Raw genomic sequence first — 23,670 nt, 5'->3', positions numbered from 1 at the left:
AGCAGCAGGAGACGAGCGAGGCGCGGTTTCACGGTCAGGGCTGGCGGCACGGCGCGAAGGCAGGCGGTGGAGCATTGCATCACAGTCATCCCTGGCTGGCCAGTTGCGCGGGGCGAGCGGCGGCAAGAGATACCTGTAGGAGCCAGCTTGCTGGCGATGCTTCAGCGTTGTCGCTGATCGCCAGCAAGCTGGCTCCTACACCAAGGGTGTCTGCGCGCCATCAGTGGTAGGGCGGGTGAAACCCGCCGTACGAGGTTGCGGTCAGTGCTGGAGGATCTTGGCGAGAAACTGCTGGGCGCGCTCGGAGCGGGCGCTGACATCGCCGAAGAATTCTTCCTTGGCGCAGTCTTCGACTATCTGCCCGGCGTCCATAAAGATCACCCGGTCGGCCACCTTGCGCGCGAAGCCCATCTCGTGGGTCACGCACATCATGGTCATGCCTTCCTGGGCCAGCTGCACCATGACATCCAGCACCTCGTTGACCATCTCCGGGTCCAGCGCCGAGGTCGGTTCGTCGAACAGCATCACCACCGGGTCCATGGCCAGCGCGCGGGCGATTGCCACCCGTTGTTGCTGGCCGCCGGACAGCTGGCCGGGATGCTTGTGCGCATGGGCGGTCAGGCCGACCCGCTCCAGCAGCTTGAGGCCTTTCTCGTTGGCCTCGGCCTTGCTGCGGCCGAGCACCTTGACCTGGGCGATGCTGAGGTTCTCGGCGATCGACAGGTGGGGGAACAGCTCGAAGTGCTGGAACACCATGCCGACCCGGGAGCGCAGCTTGGGCAGGTTGGTGGCCTTGTCGGCGATGGAGGTGCCGTCGACCCGTATGTCGCCCTGCTGGAAGGCTTCCAGGGCGTTGACGCACTTGATCAGGGTCGATTTGCCGGAGCCGGACGGCCCGCAGACCACCACCACTTCGCCTTTCTTCACTTCGGTGCTGCAGTTGGTCAGCACCTGGAAGTCCCCGTACCACTTGTTGACGTTATTGATCGAAATCATACGGCTAACCTTTTTTGCAGATGCTTGACCAGCAACGAGGCGGCGAAGCTGAGGCTGAAGTAGACCAGGCCGGCGAAGATCAGGAACTCATGGGCCTGGCCGATGATGTCGCCGCGCGAGCGGGAGGCGTTGAGGAAGTCCATCAGGCCGACTGTGTAGACCAGCGAGGTGTCCTGAAACAGGATGATGCTCTGCTGCAACAGCAGCGGGGTCATCTTGCGGAAGGCCTGGGGCAGGATGATCAGGCGCATGCTCTGCGCGTAGCTCATGCCCAGGGCGCTGGCGGCGCCCATCTGGCCGCGGGGGATGGCCTGGATGCCGGCGCGGACGATCTCGCAGAAGTAGGCCGCCTCGAACATCACGAAGGCCACCAGGCAGGAGGTGAAGGCGCCCACCGGGCTGTCCTCGCCGGTGATCCAGCGCAGCAGGAAGGGCACCATAAAGTAGAACCAGGTGATCACCAGCAGCAGTGGGATGGAGCGGAAGTAGTTGACGTAGGTGGCCGCGGCATTGGCCAGCCACTTGCTGTGCGACAACCGCGCCATGGCCAGGGCGGTGCCCAACAGCAAGCCGCCGAGCACGCCCAGGACCATCAGCTGCAGGGTCATGGCCATGCCGTCCCACAGGCCGGGCAGGGCCGGGATAATTGCACTGAAATCCATTATTTAGCTCCCATGGCGATCAGCCCAGGCACCGCGACCTTCTTCTCGACCAGGCGCATCAGCAGCATCAGGCTCATGTTCAGGCTGAAGTAGATCAGGGTGGCCAGGCTGAAGGCCTCGAACAGGTTGGCGCTGAATTCGGCGGTCTGCTTGGTCTGCGCCAGCAGCTCCATCAGGCCGATCAGGGAGGCCACCGAGGAGTTCTTGAAGATGTTGAGGAATTCCGAGGTCAGCGGCGGAATGATGATGCGGTAGGCCTGCGGCAGCAGCACATAGGCGTAGATCTGCGGCAGCTTGAAGCCCATGGCGCGAGCCGCGGCGGCCTGGCCCTTGGGCAGCGCCTGGATGCCGGTGCGCACCTGCTCGCAAACCCGCGCGGCGGTAAACAGGCCGAGGCAGACCACCACGCTGAGGTAGGCCGAAGTCGCCGGGTTCAAGTCCTGCTTAAACCAGATTTCCAGCGGCTCGGGCAGCAGGTCCGGGACCAGGAAGAACCAGAGGAACAGCAGCACCAGCAGCGGCACATTGCGAAACAGCTCCACGTAGCAGGTGGCGAAGCCGCTGAGCCAGCGGTTCGGCACGGTGCGCAGCACGCCCAGCAAGGAGCCGAGCAGCAGGGCGATGCTCCAGCCCACCAGGGCGATGGCGACTGTCCAGCCCAGGCCGGTGACGAACCAGTCCAGGTAGATCTCGCTGCCGATCCCGGTGGACTTGAGGAAGATGCCCCAGTCCCAGTTGTAGTTCATATGGGTGAACCCCTGTGTGGCTAAAGCTTGGGTTGGAGGGGGCTGGGCAGGCCTGGGCCGGCCCCGTCCGCGGGTAGCGCACGTGCCCCTGATCCATCAGGAGGAAAGAACCCTAGGGCGGGAGCCGCCAGATCCGTGTTCACTGTTGTGTTAACGGCTTGGCGGGTTGCACCCGCCCCAGGGTTGCTGCGCTGGCTCTCGTGAAGCTGGCGCAGGTTTACCGTCAGATCTGCTCGGCAGCCTTGTCGGTAGGGGAGGCGATCAGCTTTTTCAGCTCATCGCTCATAGGGAACTCCAGGTTCAGGCCCTTAGGCGGAATCGCCTGCATAAACCACTTGTCGTAGATGGCGCTGATTTCGCCGGACTGGTAGGTGGCGCTGATGGCGCGGTCGACCACCTGCTTGAACGCCGGGTCGCCCTTGCGCACCACGCAGCCGTAGATCTCGAAGGACTGCGGAGTGCCGACCACGGCCCAGTCATTGGGGTTCTTGGCCTTGGCCATTTCGCCGTAGAGCAGGGCGTCGTCCATCATAAAGGCCAGGGCGCGGCCGGATTCGAGCATCAGGAAGGACTCGCCATGATCCTTGGCCGAGATGATGTTCATGCCCATCTGCTGCTCGGCATTCATGATCTTCAGCAGGCGCTCGGAGGTGGTGCCGGCGGTGGTCACCACGTTCTTGCCCTTGAGGTCGGCGAAGTCGCTGACGCCGGCGCTCTTCTTGGCCAGCAGGCGGGTGCCGACTTCGAAGATACCGACCGAGAAGTCCACCTGTTGCTGGCGCTCGACGTTGTTGGTGGTGGAGCCGCATTCCAGGTCGACGGTGCCGTTCTGCACCAGCGGGATACGGGTCTGCGAGGTGACCAGGTTGTAGCGCACCTTGAGCTCGGGGAGGTTCAGTTCCTGCTTGAGCGCCTCGACCACTTTCAGCTGCAGGTCATGGGAATAGCCCACCGGCTGCTGCGGGTTGTCGCCGAAATAGGAGAAGGGAATGGAGGCGTCGCGGTGACCCAGGGTGATGCTGCCGCTTTCCTTGATCTTCTTCAGGGTGCCGGTCAGTTCAGTGGCCAGGGCCGGGCTGGCAATCAGGGCGGCGGCAATGGCGACGCCGAGTACGCGGGGGACAATACGCATTGATCATTTCCTCGATGTTGTTGTTATGGGGTGAGGCCGCAGGGCTGGCCGACCACCCGCTGTCTGGGAAGGGCTATCGCATTCCTGCCCGTACAGGGAGCAGGATGTATGCCAGTCCATTGAGTATTGATGTGTGCGCGTAACTAGCTGAAAAATAATGATAAATACATATAGGAGGGAACCGCAAAGCGCCCAGGCGTTCGGCTGGGCGACTATTCGTTAAATAAGCATTCGGAAAACCGAACGTTATTGCAGGGGGCAGAGCGTAGCCCGGATGCAATCCGGGGATATCTAACGGCTGACACCGCTCCCGGATTTTATCCGGGCCAATGCCGTTCACTTAGAACCGTAGGTTGGGCTGAGCCGTGCGAAGCCCAACAAGGCACACATTGGTATGGCGTCCGAGCCATCGCCATTGGGCTTCGTCGCTGTGCTCCTCAACCCAACCTACGCGGCCGCTTTACCAAGGTTCAACATCTAATGGGTACATAGCCTTTTCTAGGGAGGACAAGCCTGACGGCAGGTCCTCAGGTGCCGGACTTGATGGTGGTCCAGATCCGGGTGCGCACCCGTTCGATCTTCTGCGGCAGCGGTTGCAGCACGTAGAGGCTCTTCTGCGCCTCGGCGGTCGGGGTCAGGTTGGGGTTGTCGCGGATCTCCGCGCCCACCAGCGGCATGGCGTCCTTGTTCGGGTTGGGGTAGCCGAGGAAGTCGGAGATAGGCGCCACGACTTTCGGGTCGAGCAGGTTGTTGAGGAACTCATGGGCTTCGGCGACGTTCTTCGCGCTTTTCGGGATGGTGAAGGAGTCGTACCACAGCGGCGCGCCTTCCTTGGGCAGACGCCAGTCGACCACCACGCCGTTACCGGCTTCCTTGGCGCGGTTGGCGAACTGGTAGAAGCTGCCGGAGTAGCCGATGGCCACGCAGATGTCGCCGTTGGCGATATCGGTCATGTACTTGGCCGAGTGGAAGTAGGCGACATGCGGGCGGATCTTCAGCATCAGCTCGGCGGCCCTGTCGTAGTCCGCGGGCTTGACGCTATTCGGGTCGAGGCCCAGGTAGTGCAGGGCGATCGGCAGGATATCGCCGGGCGAGTCGAGCATGGCCACGCCGCACTGCTTGAGCTTGCTGATGTTCTCTTCCTTGAATATCAGGTCCCAGCTGTCCACCGGGGCGTTCTCGCCGAGCGCGGCCTTGACCTTGGCCGGGTTGAAGCCGATCAGCACGGTGCCATACATATAGGGTACGGCGTACTGGTTGTCCGGGTCGTTGGCGGTCATCAGCTTGAGCAGCGCCGGGTCCAGGTGTTGCCAGTTGGGCAGCTTGCTCTTGTCCAGCTTCTGGAACACCCCGGCCTTGATCTGGGTGTCGAGGAAGGTGTTGGTCGGCACCACCAGGTCATAGCCGGAGTTGCCGGTAAGCAGCTTGGCCTCCAGCGATTCGTTGGTGTCGAACACGTCCCAGGTCAGCTGGATGCCGCTGTTTTTCTGGAAGTCCTTGGGTACCGACGGCAGCATATAGTCCGCCCAGTTGTACACGCGCAACTCGCGCGCCTGGACCTGGGTCGCCGCAGCCAGCAGGGTGGCGCCGCAGAGCGCGGCGCCAAGCAGGTGTTTGGTTGTTTTCATTGTTTTTAACCCCTGTGTGATTGTTGATCTTGCGTAGGTGGATGGCGCTTTATCCATCCACCTGGGTCATCTGGATCGCTATCGGTGGGCGAAAAGAGCGTCGTCCAGCCTTGGTATTGCCGGCTTCGAAACCTTCCAGCACGTTGACTGCGTTGATGCCGATCGCCTCCACCGCATAACCGCCTTCCATCACAAACAGCGTCGGCGTGCCGAGGGCTGCGATGCGCCGGCCCATGCTCAGGTAGTCCGGGCTATCCAACTTGAACTGGGAAATCGGGTCGTCCTTAAAGGTGTCGACGCCAAGGGACACCACCACTATCTCCGCGCCGTACTCGGCGATGCGCTGGCAGGCATCGTCCAGGGCCGCGCTCCACACCGCCCAGGGGCTGCCCATGGGCAGTGGGTAGTTATGGTTGCAGCCTTCGCCGGCACCCTCGCCGCGCTCATCGCTATAGCCGAGGAAGAACGGGAATTCGTCCGCCGGGTCGCCATGAATGGAGGCGAACAGCACGTCGCCGCGCGAATAGAAGATCGACTGGGTGCCGTTGCCGTGGTGGTAATCGACATCGAGTATCGCCACGCGCCGATAGCCCTGGTCGAGAAAGGCCTGGGCGGCGATGGCGGCGTTGTTCAGGTAGCAGTAGCCGCCCATCAGCTCGCCCGCGGCGTGATGGCCAGGCGGTCGGCACAGGGCGAAGGCGCTTTGGGCGCCAGCGGCGATTTCGGCCTGGGCGCTAAGCGCGACCTGGGCGGCGCTATAGGCTGCCTGCCAGGTGCCGGCGGTAATAGGTGCGCCACCGTCGAAGCTGTAGTAGCCGAGCTGGCCGTGCAGGTCCTGGGGGATCACCTGGCGCAGGGTGCGCGCCGGCCAGGTGAAGGGCAGCAGATCGCCCGTGCCCTGCTGCGCCTGCCAGCGCGCCCAGGCGCCGGCGAAGAAGTTCAGGTAGGCGGCGCTGTGGATGCGTTCGATTGGCGCGCGGCCGAAGTCCTGGGGCGGACGGATCTCGCCGAGCCGACGATCCTTGACGCGCTGCAGGATATGCTCGGCGCGTTGCGGTTTCTCGAAACAGGGCAGCAGCCGGCCATCGATCAGCTCGCAGCTGCCGTGGTGCAGATGATGCTCGTCGCTGTAAAACGTCAGCATGCGGGTGGCTCCCAGGCTTGTTGTTCTGGCAACCATTGTTCGCCTGCCGGCCCCGGGGATGAACGCTGACAACGGCCAAAAGGGGATCGAGATGGCCAATATGCCTGGCCGATTGACCGATTCGCTGTAGGTTGGGCTGAGCTCCGCGAAGCCCAACGACAAGGTTGCGGTTGCTCCGGTGAAGGGGCTGTTGGGCTGCGCCGCTACGCGCCTTAGCCCAACCTACGCGCTGTAGGGCGGGTTAGCCGCGTAGCGGCGTAACCCGCCAAGGAAATATGGGGCGCGCCTGCGAGCGGTGGGTTACGCCCTCGGCTAACCCACCCTACGGGTTAAGGACGGTCGATAGGGGGCGTCAGGCACGAAAACGGCTGGGCGGTACGCCACTCCAGCGCTGGAAAGCATGGCGGAAGCTGGCGGTTTCGCTGAAACCCAGGTGTTCGGCGATGCGGCAGATCGGCCAGTCTTCCTGGCTCAGCAGGTTTTTCGCCTGTTCGAAACGCAGCTCGTCGAGCAGCTCCTGGTAGTGGGTGCCGAGTTCCTGCAGGTGCCGGCGCAGGGTGCGCGGCGAGCAGTGCAGCTGCTGCGCCAGCAGTTCCAGTCCGGGTGGCGCGCTCAATTGCTCGGCGAGCAGCTGGCGCACCCGGCTCAACCAGGTCTGGCGGGTGGTGAACTCGGCATTCTGCTTGCGGCAGCGGGCGAGCATCTCGTTGTGGGTCACCGGATCGGCCAGGGGCAGGCGCCGCTGCAACCAGTCGGCGGGGAAGGCAAAGGCATTGCGCGGGGCATTGAATTGTAGCGGGCAGGTAAAGCTCAGCAGGTAGCGATTGCTATAGGCAGGCTCGGCATAGCTGAACTGGGCGCCGCTCAGCTCCAGGGGTCGGCCGAGCAGGTCGTCGCACGTCAGCTTGAGCGAGGCCAGGCACATCTCCAGGTTGAATACTTGCAGGGCGGGGGCGTGTTGGTAGTCGCTGGCGCTGACCCAGGCCAACTCGCCTTCGATCTGTAGATCCATCTTGAAATAGGTGCCGAGCAGGGCCGGGTAATGCAACAGCAGCTGCCAGGCGTCACCAAAGGTGGCACTGGACAGCGCGGCGTAACCGACCATGCCGTACGCCGACACATGCATGCGCCGGCCCAGTTCAAGGCCCAGATCGCTGCGCAAATGCAGGGCATTGGCGCACACCTGCAACTCCTGGGTGCGGGTGATGCGGGTATCGACGCAGCCCAGGTCGGCCGCGGCGATGCCGCTCCCGGCCAACAGCTGCTCGGTCAGTTCGGGTTGGGCGGCAAAGGCTTCGAGGATCAGCGAGACCACATGCAGGGTGGTCAGGTGGGCATGCAACATCGGCAACGACCGCAACTGCTCAGGATGATCCGAACAAAGCAAGAACTATGCCGTGGCATGGGCGTAGGGAGGACATGGCGAAGCCTTGTCCGCCTTTGGCCCTGCGGCATGTCCCCCTAATATAAGGACACCTCATAGCCCTAATGCCGTTCAGTTAAGGGGTTATTTCGGGTCGTATGCCGCAAGCAAGGCGCCCGCGTAGCCCGGATGCAATCCGGGGAAATTTGCCGCCTGCACATCCGCTCCCGGATTTCATCCGGGCTACAAAAATGCCGCTCACTCGTCTTAAGTGAACGGCATTAACCTCATAGCCCGGATTGCCTCACGGCACTTGCTGTTGCACGTTCGCCCTAGAGATTACGCAGCAAGTCGCAAGCTTCCGCCCAGTTAATCGCACCACTGGGCGGGTTGCTTTCGAACACCATGCGATAGCGATAAGCGCGCCCAGCAGCGGCTTCCCATTGCTGGCCTAGCTCGATCTTGGCGGCGCTGTCGGAGTTGTCGCGGTCGCCGCCTTTGGTTTCCAGCAGCATGATCACGCCCGACTGCAGGCACAGGATAAAGTCCGGGTAGTGCTTGATCGCGCCATTCAGGGCAAAGCCCTTGCCGCTTTGGTTGCGGTGCCACCAGCGCACATTACCGCAGTCGGCGAGGAAGTCGCTCATGCGTTCCTCCAGGCCGTTACCGCGCTCTTCGCGTTGGTACAGGCTGTTCTCGGCGGCATAGGCGGATTTTTGCCGGGGGCTGATTTCGTCCGGCAGGGCGAAGCTGGCGCGCAGTTCGATCTTGCCCAAGCCCAACCAATCACGGAAACGCTTGCGCGCGAACTGCTGCATTTCCTGCCGCACCCGCTGGCGGATGCTTTCGACATAGGCGTGTTGTTGCTCCACCACTTGATCCAACTCGGCGGGGCTCAAACGGGCCAACAGTTTGTCGATATAGGCGCGCAGATCGCTGTCGGCCAAGGGCGGCATCTTGCCCAGCCAGTTATTCACCAGCCCGCTCAACTGCCGACGCTTGGCGTCGCCGTCGAGGTTGGCCAGGTAATCGCGCAGTTTGCGGATTTCCTGCTCTTTAAGACGAATCCGGGTCGGCTCGTAATCGCCTGTGGCCTCGCCGATACGCAGCAAGTCGAGCTTAACCAAGTCGCCGGCAGTGGGTGCCAGGGCGAAGTTATTGAGGTTGCAATCGGCGATCTGAAAACCAGCCAGCAGGGCGTCTTTCTCCAGAAAGACCCGACCCTCGTCGCTACCGAACAGCAAGTTGTTGGGTGCTGCCTGGTAGAACTGCGGCAAACGCAGGCTGGCGATGTCATCGGCAAATTGGCTTCTCACCGGGCACACATCCATGGCGGCTCTCACTTCCTGGGCTTGGTAGCGTCCATTCAACGCGTTGCTGGTTTGTTCCAGCTCGGCATTGGCCTGCAGGGCAAACGCCAAGGTGGTCTCGACGGTTTCGGCCGCACCGCTGCCCGGCGCGCTGGGCGGCGTGGCGGATGCACTCTGGGTAGGTGGATTGAACAGTGGCAACGCCGGTTGTGGCGTGCCGCTCGGCGCGCTGCTCGGCAGATGGCTGGCGCCGTTGTTGGCCGCTGGTTGCAGCTCATCCGGTGTGCGGAAGTCGCGACGACTGAAGCCCGCACGGTTCAGGCCGGCGACGATTTTCTCCAGGGTGGCGCTGAACAGGCTGGAGGCGGTCAACACGTAGCTCATGTTCAGCGGCTCTTGGCCATGCTGACGGACGTAAGGCTGGCGCAGAATGCGCCCGAGAATTTGCTCCACATCCACGGCCGCAGAACGGTCGGCGAGGGTGGCCAGGATGTAGGCGAAGGGGCAGTCCCAGCCTTCCTTGAGCGCGTTGATGGTGATGATAAAACGCACCGGGCAATCCACGGCCAGCAGGTCGACGCCTTTCAGTTCGTCATGCTCGGCGGTCTTGAGCCTGATCCATTCGGCCGGGATGCCGCGCTCCAACAAGTCGGCCTTGGCGCGCTCGAAGGTGCGTGCCTGGTCTTTGCTCTTGCTCTCCGCCTGCACCAATACGATCGGGCGAATGCGGCAGCCGCCTTGCCCCCGTTCAGCCTCGGCTTCGGCTTCCAGACGCGCGCGCAGGTCGATGGCATGGCTGAGCACCGCGTCCTGATCCGGCAGGTTGCGCACGATCACCGGCAGCTTGACCATGTGTTGGTCGCGCAGGGCCATGGCATCCACGAAGCTGATGATATTGGCGCCTTCGCGGGGCGTCGCCGTCAGCTCCAACACGAAGGCCGGGTTGAGGTTGCAGAGCATTTCCTGGGACAAACCGCTGGTCACGTTGTGGCTTTCGTCAACTATGACCACCGGGTTTAGCCCAGCCATGGCCGCCACCAGCGAGGCCGGGTCGGTGCCTTCGGCCAGGGCGATGGCCTGTTCGGCAAAGTCATCCAGGGCGCAGTTTTCCTGGTACAGCTTGCGGTTTTCCTTATTGCTGGCGCGCAGGCTGTCGTAGCTCAGCACCGTCAGCACCAAGCCGTCGCGCACCTCATCCAGGCTGAACTGGCCGCCGGCCAATAGTTCGCTCTTATCCAACACCGTGACCCGGCCGTCGAACAGGCGGTTGAGGCTTTGTCGATAGGGATGCTGCGGGTTGCGCAGCGCACCCAGCACCTGCTGCAAAATCGACAGCGATGGCACCAGCCAAACGCACAGCCGCGCATCGCCCTGGCGGCGCTGCAACTGCTCGAAGATGCAGGCGCTGGCGTGCAGGCCGATAAAGGTCTTGCCGCCCGCGGTGGGCACCTTGGCGCACACCTGCGGTGCGCCATGGCGGGCCGGGCGATAACCCTGCATCTGCAACGCGCCCTGGGCGTCCCAGTGGGCGCGATACGCCAGCACGGCATCGTCGCAGGCGCGCCAGCGTTGCAGGTAGGCGCGCAGGTCGGCGAGTACCTGGCCTTGGTAGGCATTCAACTCCATGAGTAGGTACTCCTCACAACCGGCTGATATCGCGCGGGATTTTCTTGAAGCGCAGTTTGTGGGTGCGCATAAAGTCTTCGCCCAGCGCCAACTGATCGGCATAGAACAGCGTCGGGGCGGGGCTTTGAATCAGTTCGGCGAGCAGTTCGAGGTCGAGGCAGGTGATGCGCTGCGGCTCGTAGCAGAAGAACACCTGCTGGCCGTTGGCCTCGCCCAGCCAGTACGGGTGACGCGCGTTATCCACGGCCGCCAGGGCATCGCGTGGGATGCACTCCTGCCAGGCGATATAGGCGCGCACGGCCTGCACCGCCACCGCCGGGTTGAGTTGCTGCTCGCCGTCGAACAAGGGGGCGCCCAGTTGCTGGTAAACGAAGCCGCCGCCCAGACCGGCTACCGCCTTGTCGCCTGTGCCATAGCCGGCCATGACTCGACGCGCGCGCTCGGCAGTCAGGCTGTTGGCGTAATCCATCATCTCGATCAGGATAAAACGACGGTTACCGCCGTCCTGGGCGTTGAGTTTGAGCACCGCATGGGCGGTGGTGCCGGAGCCGGCAAAGGAGTCGAGGATGATGGCGTCTTTTGGCAAGTTCAGCATGGATAGAAATAACGATATTAGGCTTGGCGGCTTTGGGAATTGGAAAATCTGGCTGTCAAATATCTCGCGGAGGACGGTGCTTCCAGTTTGAGTATAAATACCGTCGATAATAGAAAAAGGTTTGCTTTGACGTTCTATACCTTGGTCGTCGCGGAGATATTGTTTATATGAAATTGACCAGTCACCACTCTTTCCACGACCGAAGTAGAGTTCATTGTTTTTAATTGCCTGTTCGACACGCTCTTTAGCCCACCACCATTGACGCTTTGGCAATATCATTGAGCCGTCTGGCGCTTCAATTGGATAATTTAGATTATCCCGGCGATCCATACTTTTGGTCGCTTCCAGCGGTTTAATTCGGAATGGACCTCGAGTGTTAAGCTTTTCGTCAGTAAGTTTGTAATACCTAGATTCGGCGGATGGGTCAGGAGGAAGTGATAGTTCTGAAATTGCGTCGATATTTTTTGCGTACATCAGAACATACTCATGCACGGTTACTGCGTAGCGCTCTTTTGCCCCTCCGCCATAGCTCTTTTTCCAAATAAATTGTTCGATTCGATTTTTACTGCCAAACAATTCATCCATAAGGGGGCGAAGATGCTGAACTTCGTTGTCGTCAATACTGACCAGCAATACCCCATCATGAGCCAACAGTCGGTGTAACAACTTTAAACGCGGATACATCATGCACAGCCACTTATCGTGGCGGCTCATATCTTCGCCTTCCTTGCCGACCACCTGACCCAGCCATTTCTTGATGCGCGGGTCATTGACGTTGTCGTTGTACACCCAGCTTTCATTGCCGGTGTTGTAAGGCGGGTCGATATAGATGCACTGCACCTTGGCCTCGAATTCGGGCAGCAGGCTTTTCAGCGCTTCCAGGTTGTCGCCCTGGATAATGCGGTTGGCGCTGCTGTTGTCTGGGCTGCCAGCAGGAGCCTGGTAGCGGTGGTCGTCCACCAGCACGCGGTAGGGCACGTCACGGTGGTGGTGCTTGACCTTGTCTTTTCCTACCCAATGCAGCGTCGGCATGCGGTTGCGCCTTGTCCTGAAAATTGCCTAGCGTTCTAAAGAACGGCCTGAATTTGCCATAGTGGCAATATTCTAAGGCAAATTGACGTGGCGGTTTTGTCTCTGTGACAACTCGGGCGAACAATCGCCGCCCATGCATATCGGACAAGTCATCTACGCATTGCGGCGCGAAAAGGGGCTGACTCAAGAGGCTCTGGCGCTGGAGGCCGAAACGGCCACCAGCAACCTGTCGCGTATCGAAAAAGGCCAGCGCCGCCCTTCGGGTGCGCTACTAGAGCGTCTGGCTGACGCCTTGGGTACTAGCGTGACCGCTATTTATGCTGGCGCTGAGGGTGTCCCGCTAAATACAGCCGAGCCTGCACGGCTGGCCGAAGTGGACACTGCCGACTTCTCCCGCGAGGCGGTGCAACTGCGCCAGGATTTTCGCGACCTCAGCCTGAGCAATAAACGCCTGACCCTGGAGTTTGTGCGCATGCTCGCGCGCCTGCAGAAAGGCGGCGAGTAGGGCTGTGTAGCGCGGCTGCGTAATACAGCCGCCGGGAAACCCAATGCTGTTCAGGGGCTATCTCGGCTGGTTTGTCGCCAGAAAGGCGCCCAGGTCGTAGCCCGGATGCAATCCGGGAGCGGATTTGCAGGGAGTAAATTTCCCCGGATTGCATCCGGGCTACAAAAAATGCCGTTCACGTGCCTCAAGTGAACGGCATTGCGCCGGGTAACCAGCATTAATGCTCTGCGTCTTGAAATAGTGAGTCTCCCCTCAGTTCTGCTCGTTGCCGCCTGACTGCGCAAGACATTGCGCATAGGTGCCGCGATAGGATTGGCCGCGAGGATATATAAGGAGCTTCACCATGAGCGGAAAACCAGCAGCTCGCGTTACCGACCCGACCTCTTGCCCTGTGCCAGGCCATGGCACCAACCCCATAACCTCCGGCTCGGCGGATGTGCGCTTCGACAATTTGCCAGCCGCGCGTCTCACCGATAAAACCGCCTGTGGCAGCTCGATTGCCAGTGATGTGTCATCGACCGTATGGATCAACGGGCTGAACGCCGCGCTTATGGGAAGCACTGGCGATCATGGCAATGTCGTTATAGGTGGCTCTGGTTCCGTGATGATTGGCGACTCTGTCGTCGTCGCAGCCTTTACTCCTCCGTCCCCCATGGCTGCGTCTCACGCGTCAACAGTTCAACCGCAGCCGGTCGCAGCAGCTACGGGGGCGCCCCTGGCGCCGATAACGCCTGCGCGACCAGCCGCCCCCTCTGCGCCTGCTGCGCCGGCCGACCCGGTGACGGCGGCCGTTCAGGTCCTCTCGAGCTTTAAGAACAGCACCAGCACGAAGCGGGTATTTAACGACACAGCGAATCCAATGGGTACGCCCGACGACCCCTTCGAGAAAAGCAAGGTCTTCGAACAGCTCAAGGTTCGTGTGGCGCGTGCTCATGGGCACCAAATGCCAAGCCAGATGCGCGTTCCTACCTACCCCCACCAAGATGAAGCTTCCCTCTGTGGGCCTGCCGCATTCTTCTACGCGCTGCTGATGGACAGGCCCGACTTATACACCCAGGCCATCATCGACCTGTGGGAGACAGGGGAAGCGACCATTGGGCAGCTGCATATCAAGCCGGGCTACGACTGCCGGAATCCAAAGAATTTCAGCCGCCGAAGTGGAGGTGACCGGATCATCGCCATTGACTGGATCTCGCTGGCCAGCCTATGCGACAGCGAGAACGGCTTGCTGGATTACGATTCGCCAGACGACAAAACGGCGGGCATCACCCTTCCCAGCACTCTTGAGTCCTGGTTCGTTCGGGCCGGTGCGACGGTCGTGTTCGATAACATTCAACTGGGCAGCATCAGCCAGACTCGATTCGTGGAGCTGCTCGGCCACCTCGGCCCACAGCATCGCGTCGTTTCCCTGGTGAGCGCTTCGATGGTCGAGGGTGGCGTGGGCGTTGGAAAAAATCACTGGATCGTCTGGGAGGGCAAGCCAGAAACCTCCGGCGGCATCATCACAGCCGCGACCCCACTGAGCGAGCAGATCACCAGCTCGAATCTGTTTTCCTGGGGGGCAGTCGGCCATCAGGTCACACGAGGCTTCACTCTGAAGCAGATGCTCAGCGACATTTTCGGCGGCCGAGTATTCAGCCGCTTTCCATAGGCCTATCAGAGACCAAAGCAATGAGGCTTAGAGCGCTCACTATCATTGGCCTTTCGATGCTGCTTGCTGGCTGCGAGGCGGTCATGTTCGGCAACGTCCTTGTCGGCTGTTCGATGAGACCCGAACCAGAGCTCCTCCCCAAGAATCTGCCCGCCGCTAGAGTGGGAGCGCCATACAACGTGCGGATCGATGTCATCAACGCAAGCACCCCCGTTGGCAAGCTTCTGGTGAGCCCTACCGAGCCACTCCCCAAGGGGTTGGAACTGACCCACATCGAGCGAGAAAAGCACGGAGTGATTCAGGGGACACCAGAAAAGGCCGGAGTCTATGAGGTGCTGGTGTATGGGAGCACCTACGGCACCCAATGCGCTGGCCAGTATGCGGAAAGGGTTTATCGACTCGAAGTAACGGGTTCCGGTAACGAGTGAGCAGCGCTCTTTAAACCCGATTCAAAGCCGGCTCAGGCCGGCTTCCTCACCATGGGTGTATGACCACGCCTACTCCCTCCAGCATCCTCACATCGGCGTGCGAAGGTGTCATACGGCGTTAAGCGCGCGGCTTAACCCTTATGCCAAAAGGCGTCGCGGTGCTCGCCCAGATTGCCCCTCGACGAACGGTTATGCGGGGTGCTCGCCACTCCTGGCTTTGCGCTATACTGCGCGGCCTTTGGCCGGTCCCACACCGGCCTGGTCTTTCACACAGAATGCATTCGCATACAAGCCACGCCTGGTCTCCAGCGTGGCTTGTTAGTTTTTGCCGCGCCTGCGGGCGCCCAATGAAGAAGAGGCACGACGATGAGCGCACTGGTTGGCGTGATCATGGGCTCCAAGTCCGATTGGTCCACCCTTAGCCACACCGCCGAGATGCTGGACAAGCTGGGCATTCCCTACGAGGTCCAGGTGGTTTCCGCCCACCGCACCCCGGACCTGCTCTTCCAGTACGCCGAACAGGCCGCTGGTCGTGGCATCCAGGTGATCATCGCCGGGGCCGGCGGCGCGGCGCATCTGCCGGGCATGTGTGCGGCCAAGACCCACCTGCCGGTGCTCGGTGTGCCGGTGCAGTCGGCGGTGCTCTCGGGCGTCGATTCGCTGCTGTCGATCGTGCAGATGCCCGCCGGCATTCCGGTCGCCACCCTGGCCATAGGCAAGGCCGGCGCGGTGAATGCCGCCCTGCTGGCGGCCAGCATCCTCGGTCATCAGCATCCGCAGTTCCACGAGCGCCTCAAGGCGTTCCGCGAGGAGCAGACGCAGAGCGTGTTGGACAATCCGGACCCGAGGGACGCGTAATGAAGATCGGCGTAATAGGTGGCGGCCAGTTGGGTCGCATGCTGGCCCTGGCGGGTACGCCGCTGGGGATGAACTTCGCCTTCCTCGACCCGGCGCCGGACGCCTGCGCCGCCGCCCTCGGCGAGCATATTCGCGCCGATTACGGCGATCAGGACCACCTGCGCCAATTGGCCGATGAAGTGGACCTGGTGACCTTCGAGTTCGAGAGCGTGCCGGCCGAGACCGTGGCCTTTCTCTCGCAGTTCGTGCCGGTCTACCCCTGCGCCGAGTCCCTGCGTATCGCCCGCGACCGCTGGTTCGAGAAATCCATGTTCAAGGACCTCGGCATCCCCACGCCCGAGTTCGCCGATATCCAGTCGCAAACCGACCTGGACCAAGCTGTGGCCAGCATCGGTCTGCCGGCGGTGTTGAAGACCCGCACCCTGGGCTACGACGGCAAGGGCCAGAAGGTGTTGCGTGCTGCCTCCGACGTGCTCGACGCCTTCGCCGAACTGGGCAGCGTGCCGTGCATACTCGAAGGCTTCGTACCTTTTACCGGCGAAGTGTCGCTGGTGGCGGTGCGCGCCCGTGATGGCGAAACCCGTTTCTACCCGCTGGTGCACAACCGCCATGACAGCGGCATCCTCTGCTTGTCCGTGGCCAGCAGCGAGCACCCGCTGCAGGCCCTGGCCGAGGATTACGTCGGCCGTGTATTGCACAAGCTCAATTACGTCGGCGTGCTGGCCTTCGAGTTCTTCGAAGTGGACGGCGGCCTGAAAGCCAACGAGATCGCCCCGCGTGTGCACAACTCCGGGCACTGGACCATCGAAGGCGCCGAGTGCAGCCAGTTCGAGAACCATCTGCGTGCCGTGGCCGGTTTGCCGCTGGGCTCCACCGCCAAGGTCGGCGAGAGTGCCATGCTCAACTTTATCGGCGAAGTGCCACCGGTGGCCAAGGTCATCGCCATCGACGACTGCCACCTGCATCACTACGGCAAGGCCTTCAAGGTCGGGCGCAAGGTCGGCCACGCCACCCTGCGCTGCGCCGACCGCGCCACCCTGGACAAGCAGATCGCCGCGGTCGAGGCGCTGATCGCCGAGGCCTGATGCGTGCCTGGCGCCGTCCCAGGACGGCGCCAGCGGATTGAACCGCCGGCGCAGCAGCCCGTCTGATGATCGAGCGTCAGGGTTTTTTCCGAGCCCTGGCGTACCCACTCATTCGAGGGCATGTCATGAGCATTATCGGCATCATTCTTATCGGCCTGGTCGTTGGCCTGATCGCACGCTTCCTCAAGCCCGGCAACGACAGCATGGGCTGGATCATGACCATCCTGATCGGCATCGGCGGTGCCATCGCCGCCACCTACGGCGGCCAGGCCCTGGGGATTTACCAGCCCGGCCAGGCGGCTGGTTTTATTGGCGCAGTGATAGGTGCGGTGGTTCTGCTGATAGTCTATGGCGCAGTTAAAAAGGGCTGAACGGCCCCGTCATCCATAGTCAGCCGCGAGCCTGCCCATGCGCCATCTGTTGCTACTGCCCCTGCTATTGCTGAGCACCCTGGCTTGCGCCGAACTGGCGGAAACCGACTGGCTGGAACTGCTGCCGGAAGAAGACCGCCAGGCCCTGGAACGCATGCCGGAAATCAGCCACCAGGGCGCGGAACAGGACAGCGGTTTTTACAATCCTGGCGGCCTCAAACAGCAGAACAAGAATCTACCCGCGGTGATGTATTCGGCCAAGACCGTGGCCGCATTCGATGGCAAACGGATCCGCCTGGGCGGCTACCCGGTGCCGCTGGAAACCGACGCGCAAGGGCGCAGCACCTTGTTCTTCCTGGTGCCTTACCCCGGCGCCTGCATCCACGTACCGCCACCGCCGCCCAATCAACTGGTGCTGGTGCGTTACCCCAAAGGCATAGAGCTGCAAGACATCTACGCCCCGCTGTGGGTCAGCGGCACCCTCAAGGTCGAGCAGGTCGAGAACGACCTGGCCGATGCGGCCTATGCCTTGGATGCAGACTTGGTCAGAGTGGTGGCGGAAGAGGACCTGTAACCGCCGCGCCCATCGACGCCCAGCGGCCTCTTTCGCTCGGCGAGTCACCTGGTCTGCTCCGCTTTGCGAGTGGCTGGTGCTGCTTCAGCGCACCCAGGGCAGCTGCTGGCCGCGCACTCGCCCGGTTATGCCGCGCCGTGCGGCTATGCCAGTCGCCAGCACTGCCGGGCTGTCTGCCAGCGTGCCCGCCTATCGTCAGGAAACTGGCCGCAGCCGCAGGGGTCTAAACTGGCAAATACAGTCTGCGGGAGGACCCGTGCGATGAAGCCGCGTTATCTGCTGTATCTCGCCCTGCTGCTGCCACTGGCGGCCTGTACTCTGCAAGTTGGGGACGGACGCGGAGGCTGGGTGCAGGCGCCGCCACCACGCTATGCGCCACCGCCCCGGGTCGAGTGGCGCTGGGACCCCGATCTGGATGTCTATGTGCTGCTCGGCCGGCCGCACCTGTACTACCGGGACCGGATCTATTACCGCTGGCACGAGCATGGCTGGTACTGGTCCGACCGGCATGACGGCCGCTGGAGCCGGGGCCACAAGCAACTGCCGCCTAACCTGGGCAAGAAGTACGGGCACAAGCGCGGTCCTGCCGATGGTGGGGGCTATTAACGGAGCGGGGTCGATGCACTGCAGCCGGGCGCGCCGGCGACCCTCCCAGAGTGTTTTCCTGCGCATTGTTCAGCCTGCCACGGAGGTGCATGTCATGGCCCGATCTACCCCCATCAGCCATTACCGCAATATCGGCATAGTGGCCCATGTGGATGCCGGCAAGACCACCACCACCGAGCGCATCCTGCTGTACACCGGGGTCAACTACAAGATGGGCGAGGTGCACGACGGCACCGCGACCATGGACTGGATGGTGCAGGAGCAGGAGCGCGGCATCACCATCACCTCGGCGGCGACCACGGCGTTCTGGAGCGGCTCGCGCAAGCAGCTGGACAAGTACCGCATCAATATCATCGACACCCCCGGCCACGTCGACTTCACCATCGAGGTGGAGCGTTCGCTGCGCGTGCTGGACGGCGCCGTGGTGGTGTTCAGCGGCGCCGATGGGGTCGAGCCGCAGTCCGAGACCGTCTGGCGTCAGGCCGACAAGTACCGGGTGCCGCGCATCGCCTACGTCAACAAGATGGACCGCGCCGGCGCCGACTTCCTGCGCGTGGTCGAGCAGATCAAGCAGCGCCTGGGGCATACGCCGGTGCCGATCCAGCTGCCGATCGGCCAGGAGGAAAACTTCCAGGGGCAGATCGACCTGATCCGCATGAAGGCCATCTACTGGAACGACGAGGACCAGGGCCTGAACGGCCGCGAGGAGGAGATTCCGCCCGAGCTGCTGGCCGAGGCGCAGCGCTGGCGCGGCAATATGCTCGAGGCCGCCGCCGAGGCCAACGAGGAGCTGCTGAACAAGTACCTGGAGGAGGGCGAGCTGTCCGAGCAGGAGATCAAGACCGGCCTGCGCCTGCGCACCCTGTCCTGCGAGGTGGTGCCGGCGGTCTGCGGCTCCTCGTTCAAGAACAAGGGCGTGCCGCTGGTGCTGGATGCCGTGGTCGAGTTGCTGCCGGCGCCCACCGAGATCCCCGCGATCATGGGCGTGCATCCGGACGATCTGGAGCGCCAAGCCGAGCGCCACGCCGACGACAGCGAGCCCTTCGCGGCGCTGGCGTTCAAGATCGCCAGCGACCCCTTCGTCGGCACCCTGACCTTTATTCGGGTCTATTCCGGGGTGCTCAACTCCGGCGATGCGGTGCTCAACTCGGTCAAGGGCAAGAAGGAGCGGGTCGGCCGCATGGTGCAGATGCACGCCAACCACCGCGCCGAGATCAAGGCGGTGTGCGCCGGCGACATCGCCGCGCTGATCGGCATGAAGGACGTCACCACCGGCGACACCCTGTGCGACCTGAACCAGCCGATCGTCCTCGAACGCATGGACTTCCCCGAGCCGGTGATCTCCATCGCCGTGGAGCCCAAGACCAAGGCCGACCAGGAGAAGATGGGCACCGCCCTGGGCAAGCTGGCCCAGGAGGACCCCTCGTTCCGCGTCAGGACCGACGAGGAAACCGGGCAGACCATCATCTCCGGCATGGGCGAACTGCACCTGGACATCATCGTCGATCGCATGCGCCGCGAGTTCGGCGTCGAGGCCAACACCGGCAAGCCGCAGGTGGCCTACCGCGAGGCCATCCGCAACACCTGCGAGATCGAGGGCAAGTTCGTCCGCCAGTCCGGCGGGCGCGGCCAGTACGGCCACTGCTGGATACGTTTCGCCCCGGCCGACGAGGGCCAGGAAGGGCTGCAGTTCAGCAACGAGATAGTCGGCGGGACTATTCCGCGGGAATACATCCCGGCCATCCAGAAAGGCATCGAGGAGCAGATGAGAAACGGCGTGCTCGCCGGCTACCCGCTGCTCGGCCTGAAAGCGGCGGTGTTCGACGGCTCCTTCCACGACGTCGACTCCAGCGAGCTGGCCTTCAAGATCGCCGCCTCCATGGCCACCAGACAGCTGTCGCAGAAGGGCGGGGCGGTGCTGCTGGAGCCGGTGATGAAACTCGAGGTGGTGATGCCCGAGGAATATATGGGCGACATCATGGGCGACCTCAATCGCCGCCGTGGCCTGATTCACGGCACCGAGGACCGCGTCTCCGCCAAGATAGTCCGCGCCGAGGTGCCGCTGGGCGAGATGTTCGGCTACGCCACCGACGTGCGCTCCATGTCCCAGGGCCGCGCCAGCTTCTCCCTGGAATTCGCCCGCTACGCCGAGGCGCCGGCGAACATCGCCGCGGCCATCGTCAAGAAGTCGGGCTGAGGGCGCGGCGGCCTGACGCCGCGCGGCCGTAGCGAGCCGGGGCGATGGCATAAAACCATTTATAAACTAAGGTTTAACAGGGTAGGCCTGCAGGCGGAACATCGGCGCGGGCCATGCGAGATGACTTCGGCTCAAGGTTCGCACCGATGCCACAAGAACTGCTCCTGATGCTGCACCCCTCCTTTGGCGCCCTGGCGATCCTCGCAGCGGTCTGGGTGTTCGCCGAAACACTGAATAACGCTGAGGCAAGCCAGTGGCGCATCCGGGTCGTGAGTCTGGCGGTCGCGCTGTTTATGTGGTTGAGCTATCTGCTGGGTGGTTACTGGTACGTGCGCTATTACGGCGCGGACAAAGCCCTGATCAACGCCGGCCCCTGGCCGTTCGCCCACAGCTTCTTTATGGAAACGAAAGAGCATCTGTTTTTCAGCCTGCTGTTGCTCGCGACCTATCTTCCGCTAGCCGCATTCGGCTTGACGCCAGGCAAGTCCCAGGGGCGCGGGCTGGTACTCTGTGTGGCCGCCTGGATTGTATTGCTCGGCCTGAGCATGGAGGGGGCCGGCGCCTTTATCGGTATGGGGGTCAAGGTCGCCCTGCTGGCCAAAACCATCACGGGGATGTCGCCATGAAAGACCCCGGCATCGAGAAGTACACCGCCTCTTTTGCCCTGGCATTGGCCGTTAGCAGCCTGCTGAGCGCTCTGCTGGTGGTCATCAAAGAGCGAAACGCAGATACGCTGCTGGCCTGGATGAAAGCCGCGACCGGCCATCATTGGATAAGCCACGGCATCCTGGTTCTGAGCCTATTCGTGGTGCTCGGCTGGGCGCTGGCGCAGATCGGCGTTGGCGCTCGACTGAGCGGCAATGTGCTGAGCGGTATTATTACCGGCAGCCTGGTATTGAGCGGTCTGATCATTGCCGGCTTTTTCATCTAAGGTCTTGCCCCTGAGCCCTTGCCCTTCAGGCACCAGGCTCTCTGGCATGGAGCGGAACAGTCCGACAGGCGACTAGACTGATTCACAGTGGCGGCCTGCCAGGGCGATACGCCGGCAGCCCCCGGCATCGCCCGCCCTGGAATGCAGACGCCACCTCAAGGAGGATTCCACCATGGCCATCGAAGAATTCATCAACCCCAAATCCATGCTCACCCCCGCGTTCGCCTCCGCCGTGGTCGCCGCGGTCGCCGGCGCTCTGTTCAAGGGCTTCGGCCTGGCCGTGCCATTCGGCTCCATTGCGCTGAGTTTTCTGATCTGCGCGGTGATCTTCGAGAGTAAAGAGTTCAAGAACAGCACGACCCCCAAGCTGATCAAGGGCGTGCTGTACGTGTTGAACTCGCTGATCGTGTTCGCCATGGCCACCGGCGCCACCGCGGTGATGGCCGACGACAGCCGTGAGGATGTGCAACTGATTCAGCAGCGGCCCTACTTCTATAACTGGACCCAGGAGCGCGCCAAGGCCGATGCCGAGTCGCTACGGGCTCCCCTGAGCTTGAAAGTGGACTCTGCGCCGGTCGAGCGCGGCGGCCTGGGCACTACCCTGCAACGCGCGGGCATCCTGACCACCAGCTACCAGGCGAACATTTCCCTGGATATCCGCGACAGGGGCATGGCGCAGCAGATCGAGAGCGTCGAGTTCGTGCTGCCCGACAAGTACTTTGAGCAGAGCCATGTGCGTTTCGACAAACAGGACATCGGAGCAGGGAAGAGCCTCAATATCGAACTGTGGGAACCCTTCGAGATCGAGGCCAATGTACTGCTTGAATCCGGTGAAACCCTGCACCTGAAAAAGATGATCTCCACGGCCAAGGAATGAACGCGGCGCCCCTCAGTTGCACGCATGGGGCATCGGTTGCTGAGGGTCAGGTCTTAGGTTTGATGCCTTGTAGAGTTTTGCTTGTGTGGAGAATGTGAGACCTGACACCCGAGCGGGTGTTAATGCTCTTGCTCTGCAAGCCGCCGCCGCCCTCGCATACCCCATGACAGGCGTGCGCCAGGCGCAAAAGTTGAGCACATCGCTCCGCTATCTCCCCCGCCCGTCCGCGCAGCCTGTCGTGGGGTATAGGCACCCCACCACCTCAACACCCGGAAGCCTTTGTCAAATCCAGACAGGCGCTTTTAGCACTAGCCACTGCTTGCCGGAGATCTTTCAAATAATTGGGTTCGAATGGGGTTCTTATGGCCAGGATGCCCGCATTTTTGAGCCCTTCTCCACACACCATTCCTTTCACCAAGGCCCCTTTTATCAAGAACAGTGGCGGAATCATGTACTCATTAGGGAGGCTCACCATCTCAATACCATTCATTGTCAGAAGAGACATATCAACGAGATCAATCGCCTCCTCTACAGGATTCCTTCGGGATAAATCAAAAAGCCGATTACTGGGGCCGCAAGCTTTTTCAAGCTGAGCCAGGGCATCAACAGCCCTGACCGCAATCTCAATAACCGCCCTAGAAACGACTTTTTCCCGACGATGCGCGTCATTTATTTGTTCCCGCCTTTGCCGGGTCGAGATCCAGATTGCGACAACCAAAGCACCTATCGACCCCAGGGCCTGCACCCAATCCGAGACGTTGTCAGGCACCCATCCAAGTCTGTTCCAGTAACCAACTGTTCCGATTATGAGCCACAGGCCAGCGCCGCCAAACACGAAGAACCACAGCGCCCAGAGCGACCGCTCGACCATCTCCTTGGGAAGCTTCACGTTTTTCTCCTAGACATCAAACCTGCGGAGAGCTTGCCCACTTTCGCCGACAACGTCCACGGAGCCCGTACATGACTATCACAACACCCGTGATCCGTTATCACGGCGGCAAGTTCCGGTTGGGCAACTGGGTGCTCAGTCATTTTCCGCCAAGGAGTTGCTGAGGGTCAGGTCTTCCATTTGATATTTTGTAGAGTTTTAGTCGTGTGCAAAATGTAAGACCTGACCCCCGAGCGTATGACCCCCGAGCGTGTTGTGCACAGGGCTAATTTTTCCGAGCTAATAACATCTATTGCTTTTTTGTAGAAATGCTTCGGTCAAATTCTTCTATGTCGAAAATTTCAAAAGCTTGGGGGAATAGGGGACAGACCACGTTTTTCGTGCTCAAGAAACCGTGGTCTGTCCCATTTTATTCTCTCAATGACGCGCTTTGGAGCCTTGCTGGGTCAGCAGCGTAACTGGTT

Annotated in this window: 21 protein-coding genes and 1 pseudogene; 12 read left to right on the top strand and 10 right to left on the bottom strand. The window is 61.8% G+C overall.

Features of this window, described 5'->3' with window-relative positions; genetic code table 11:
- Nucleotides 1-261: 261 nt before the first annotated feature.
- The 9 genes from Q8Q83_RS04150 to Q8Q83_RS04110 all read right to left on the bottom strand — a co-directional run bounded on the left by Q8Q83_RS04150 (nt 262) and on the right by Q8Q83_RS04110 (nt 12,234).
- Nucleotides 262-996 (bottom strand): amino acid ABC transporter ATP-binding protein, encoded by a 735-nt coding sequence (locus tag Q8Q83_RS04150; RefSeq protein WP_305621379.1) that lies wholly within the window; start codon nt 994-996, stop codon nt 262-264.
- Nucleotides 993-1,661, bottom strand: a complete 669-nt coding sequence (locus tag Q8Q83_RS04145) for an amino acid ABC transporter permease (protein WP_305621380.1) — start codon at nt 1,659-1,661, stop codon at nt 993-995. Before Q8Q83_RS04145 ends, Q8Q83_RS04150 begins: the two co-directional genes overlap by 4 nt.
- Entirely contained in the window at nt 1,658-2,404 is a 747-nt protein-coding gene (locus Q8Q83_RS04140; protein WP_305621377.1) for an amino acid ABC transporter permease, read from the bottom strand. The genes Q8Q83_RS04145 and Q8Q83_RS04140 overlap by 4 nt, the downstream gene beginning before the upstream one ends.
- Nucleotides 2,405-2,627: 223 nt before the next feature.
- Nucleotides 2,628-3,536, bottom strand: coding sequence for a glutamate/aspartate ABC transporter substrate-binding protein (locus tag Q8Q83_RS04135; protein ID WP_305621376.1), 909 nt, complete (start codon nt 3,534-3,536; stop codon nt 2,628-2,630).
- Nucleotides 3,537-4,063: 527 nt separating this feature from the next.
- Nucleotides 4,064-5,164, bottom strand: a complete 1,101-nt coding sequence (locus Q8Q83_RS04130) for a polyamine ABC transporter substrate-binding protein (protein ID WP_305621374.1) — start codon at nt 5,162-5,164, stop codon at nt 4,064-4,066.
- A gap of 49 nt (nt 5,165-5,213) precedes the next feature.
- The gene (locus tag Q8Q83_RS04125) at nt 5,214-6,308 is read right to left on the bottom strand and encodes a histone deacetylase family protein (protein WP_305621372.1); all 1,095 of its coding nucleotides are present in this window, start codon (nt 6,306-6,308) and stop codon (nt 5,214-5,216) included.
- Between the two features lie 352 nt (nt 6,309-6,660).
- Nucleotides 6,661-7,653 (bottom strand): AraC family transcriptional regulator, encoded by a 993-nt coding sequence (locus Q8Q83_RS04120; RefSeq protein WP_305621370.1) that lies wholly within the window; start codon nt 7,651-7,653, stop codon nt 6,661-6,663.
- A 350-nt stretch (nt 7,654-8,003) separates the two neighbouring features.
- Nucleotides 8,004-10,607, bottom strand: coding sequence for a DEAD/DEAH box helicase family protein (locus tag Q8Q83_RS04115; protein ID WP_305621369.1), 2,604 nt, complete (start codon nt 10,605-10,607; stop codon nt 8,004-8,006).
- Nucleotides 10,608-10,620: 13 nt separating this feature from the next.
- Entirely contained in the window at nt 10,621-12,234 is a 1,614-nt protein-coding gene (locus Q8Q83_RS04110) for a site-specific DNA-methyltransferase (protein ID WP_305621367.1), read from the bottom strand.
- A gap of 133 nt (nt 12,235-12,367) precedes the next feature.
- Between Q8Q83_RS04110 and Q8Q83_RS04105 the strand changes: the two genes are divergently transcribed.
- The 12 genes and pseudogenes from Q8Q83_RS04105 to Q8Q83_RS04050 all read left to right on the top strand — a co-directional run bounded on the left by Q8Q83_RS04105 (nt 12,368) and on the right by Q8Q83_RS04050 (nt 22,317).
- Nucleotides 12,368-12,739 (top strand): helix-turn-helix domain-containing protein, encoded by a 372-nt coding sequence (locus Q8Q83_RS04105; protein ID WP_305621366.1) that lies wholly within the window; start codon nt 12,368-12,370, stop codon nt 12,737-12,739.
- Nucleotides 12,740-13,082: 343 nt separating this feature from the next.
- Nucleotides 13,083-13,371: pseudogene (locus tag Q8Q83_RS04100) on the top strand (PAAR domain-containing protein); the annotation flags it as partial.
- Nucleotides 13,372-14,473: 1,102 nt separating this feature from the next.
- Complete coding sequence (locus Q8Q83_RS04095) at nt 14,474-14,818, top strand: hypothetical protein (protein ID WP_305621364.1); 345 nt, start codon at nt 14,474-14,476, stop codon at nt 14,816-14,818.
- A 366-nt stretch (nt 14,819-15,184) separates the two neighbouring features.
- Nucleotides 15,185-15,676, top strand: a complete 492-nt coding sequence (gene purE, locus Q8Q83_RS04090; RefSeq protein WP_305621362.1) for a 5-(carboxyamino)imidazole ribonucleotide mutase — start codon at nt 15,185-15,187, stop codon at nt 15,674-15,676.
- Nucleotides 15,676-16,761, top strand: a complete 1,086-nt coding sequence (locus Q8Q83_RS04085) for a 5-(carboxyamino)imidazole ribonucleotide synthase (RefSeq protein WP_305621361.1) — start codon at nt 15,676-15,678, stop codon at nt 16,759-16,761. Before purE ends, Q8Q83_RS04085 begins: the two co-directional genes overlap by 1 nt.
- Nucleotides 16,762-16,886: 125 nt before the next feature.
- Nucleotides 16,887-17,132: a GlsB/YeaQ/YmgE family stress response membrane protein gene (locus Q8Q83_RS04080; protein WP_305621360.1), complete on the top strand. Its 246-nt coding sequence runs from the start codon at nt 16,887-16,889 to the stop codon at nt 17,130-17,132.
- A gap of 37 nt (nt 17,133-17,169) precedes the next feature.
- A complete protein-coding gene (locus tag Q8Q83_RS04075) occupies nt 17,170-17,706 on the top strand; it encodes a DUF3299 domain-containing protein (protein ID WP_305621358.1) in 537 nt (178 codons plus the stop codon).
- Nucleotides 17,707-17,967: 261 nt separating this feature from the next.
- Nucleotides 17,968-18,312, top strand: a complete 345-nt coding sequence (locus Q8Q83_RS04070) for a hypothetical protein (protein ID WP_305621357.1) — start codon at nt 17,968-17,970, stop codon at nt 18,310-18,312.
- A gap of 94 nt (nt 18,313-18,406) precedes the next feature.
- A complete protein-coding gene (gene fusA / locus Q8Q83_RS04065; RefSeq protein ID WP_305621355.1) occupies nt 18,407-20,509 on the top strand; it encodes an elongation factor G in 2,103 nt (700 codons plus the stop codon).
- A 146-nt stretch (nt 20,510-20,655) separates the two neighbouring features.
- On the top strand, nt 20,656-21,135 hold the full coding sequence (locus tag Q8Q83_RS04060) for a hypothetical protein (RefSeq protein ID WP_305621353.1): 480 nt from the start codon (nt 20,656-20,658) through the stop codon (nt 21,133-21,135).
- Nucleotides 21,132-21,440 carry a hypothetical protein gene (locus Q8Q83_RS04055; protein WP_305621351.1) on the top strand — a complete coding sequence of 103 codons (309 nt, stop codon included), beginning with the start codon at nt 21,132-21,134 and terminating at the stop codon, nt 21,438-21,440. Before Q8Q83_RS04060 ends, Q8Q83_RS04055 begins: the two co-directional genes overlap by 4 nt.
- A gap of 172 nt (nt 21,441-21,612) precedes the next feature.
- Nucleotides 21,613-22,317, top strand: a complete 705-nt coding sequence (locus Q8Q83_RS04050) for a hypothetical protein (RefSeq protein WP_305621349.1) — start codon at nt 21,613-21,615, stop codon at nt 22,315-22,317.
- A gap of 262 nt (nt 22,318-22,579) precedes the next feature.
- Here Q8Q83_RS04050 and Q8Q83_RS04045 read toward each other — a convergent pair whose 3' ends face one another.
- The gene (locus Q8Q83_RS04045; RefSeq protein WP_305621347.1) at nt 22,580-23,206 is read right to left on the bottom strand and encodes a hypothetical protein; all 627 of its coding nucleotides are present in this window, start codon (nt 23,204-23,206) and stop codon (nt 22,580-22,582) included.
- Between the last annotated feature and the right edge of the window lie 464 nt (nt 23,207-23,670).

The organism is Pseudomonas sp. (assembly GCF_030696055.1).
Lineage (GTDB): Bacteria > Pseudomonadota > Gammaproteobacteria > Pseudomonadales > Pseudomonadaceae > Aquipseudomonas.
The sequence above is the reverse complement of the archived record's forward strand: the minus strand, read 5'-3'. Positions and strand labels throughout refer to the sequence as shown.

Bases quoted from the DNA above. Each gene is read 5' to 3' on its own strand.
- Q8Q83_RS04050 (WP_305621349.1), top strand. From the start codon at position 21,613: ATGGCCATCGAAGAATTCATCAACCCCAAATCCATGCTCACCCCCGCG.
- Q8Q83_RS04140 (WP_305621377.1), bottom strand. From the start codon at position 2,404: ATGAACTACAACTGGGACTGGGGCATCTTCCTCAAGTCCACCGGGATC.
- Q8Q83_RS04120 (WP_305621370.1), bottom strand. From the start codon at position 7,653: ATGTTGCATGCCCACCTGACCACCCTGCATGTGGTCTCGCTGATCCTC.
- fusA (WP_305621355.1), top strand. From the start codon at position 18,407: ATGGCCCGATCTACCCCCATCAGCCATTACCGCAATATCGGCATAGTG.
- Q8Q83_RS04110 (WP_305621367.1), bottom strand. From the start codon at position 12,234: ATGCCGACGCTGCATTGGGTAGGAAAAGACAAGGTCAAGCACCACCAC.
- Q8Q83_RS04070 (WP_305621357.1), top strand. From the start codon at position 17,968: ATGAAGCCGCGTTATCTGCTGTATCTCGCCCTGCTGCTGCCACTGGCG.
- Q8Q83_RS04080 (WP_305621360.1), top strand. From the start codon at position 16,887: ATGAGCATTATCGGCATCATTCTTATCGGCCTGGTCGTTGGCCTGATC.
- Q8Q83_RS04115 (WP_305621369.1), bottom strand. From the start codon at position 10,607: ATGGAGTTGAATGCCTACCAAGGCCAGGTACTCGCCGACCTGCGCGCC.
- purE (WP_305621362.1), top strand. From the start codon at position 15,185: ATGAGCGCACTGGTTGGCGTGATCATGGGCTCCAAGTCCGATTGGTCC.
- Q8Q83_RS04060 (WP_305621353.1), top strand. From the start codon at position 20,656: ATGCCACAAGAACTGCTCCTGATGCTGCACCCCTCCTTTGGCGCCCTG.
- Q8Q83_RS04085 (WP_305621361.1), top strand. From the start codon at position 15,676: ATGAAGATCGGCGTAATAGGTGGCGGCCAGTTGGGTCGCATGCTGGCC.
- Q8Q83_RS04130 (WP_305621374.1), bottom strand. From the start codon at position 5,164: ATGAAAACAACCAAACACCTGCTTGGCGCCGCGCTCTGCGGCGCCACC.
- Q8Q83_RS04125 (WP_305621372.1), bottom strand. From the start codon at position 6,308: ATGCTGACGTTTTACAGCGACGAGCATCATCTGCACCACGGCAGCTGC.
- Q8Q83_RS04150 (WP_305621379.1), bottom strand. From the start codon at position 996: ATGATTTCGATCAATAACGTCAACAAGTGGTACGGGGACTTCCAGGTG.
- Q8Q83_RS04135 (WP_305621376.1), bottom strand. From the start codon at position 3,536: ATGCGTATTGTCCCCCGCGTACTCGGCGTCGCCATTGCCGCCGCCCTG.
- Q8Q83_RS04095 (WP_305621364.1), top strand. From the start codon at position 14,474: ATGTTCGGCAACGTCCTTGTCGGCTGTTCGATGAGACCCGAACCAGAG.
- Q8Q83_RS04055 (WP_305621351.1), top strand. From the start codon at position 21,132: ATGAAAGACCCCGGCATCGAGAAGTACACCGCCTCTTTTGCCCTGGCA.
- Q8Q83_RS04105 (WP_305621366.1), top strand. From the start codon at position 12,368: ATGCATATCGGACAAGTCATCTACGCATTGCGGCGCGAAAAGGGGCTG.
- Q8Q83_RS04075 (WP_305621358.1), top strand. From the start codon at position 17,170: ATGCGCCATCTGTTGCTACTGCCCCTGCTATTGCTGAGCACCCTGGCT.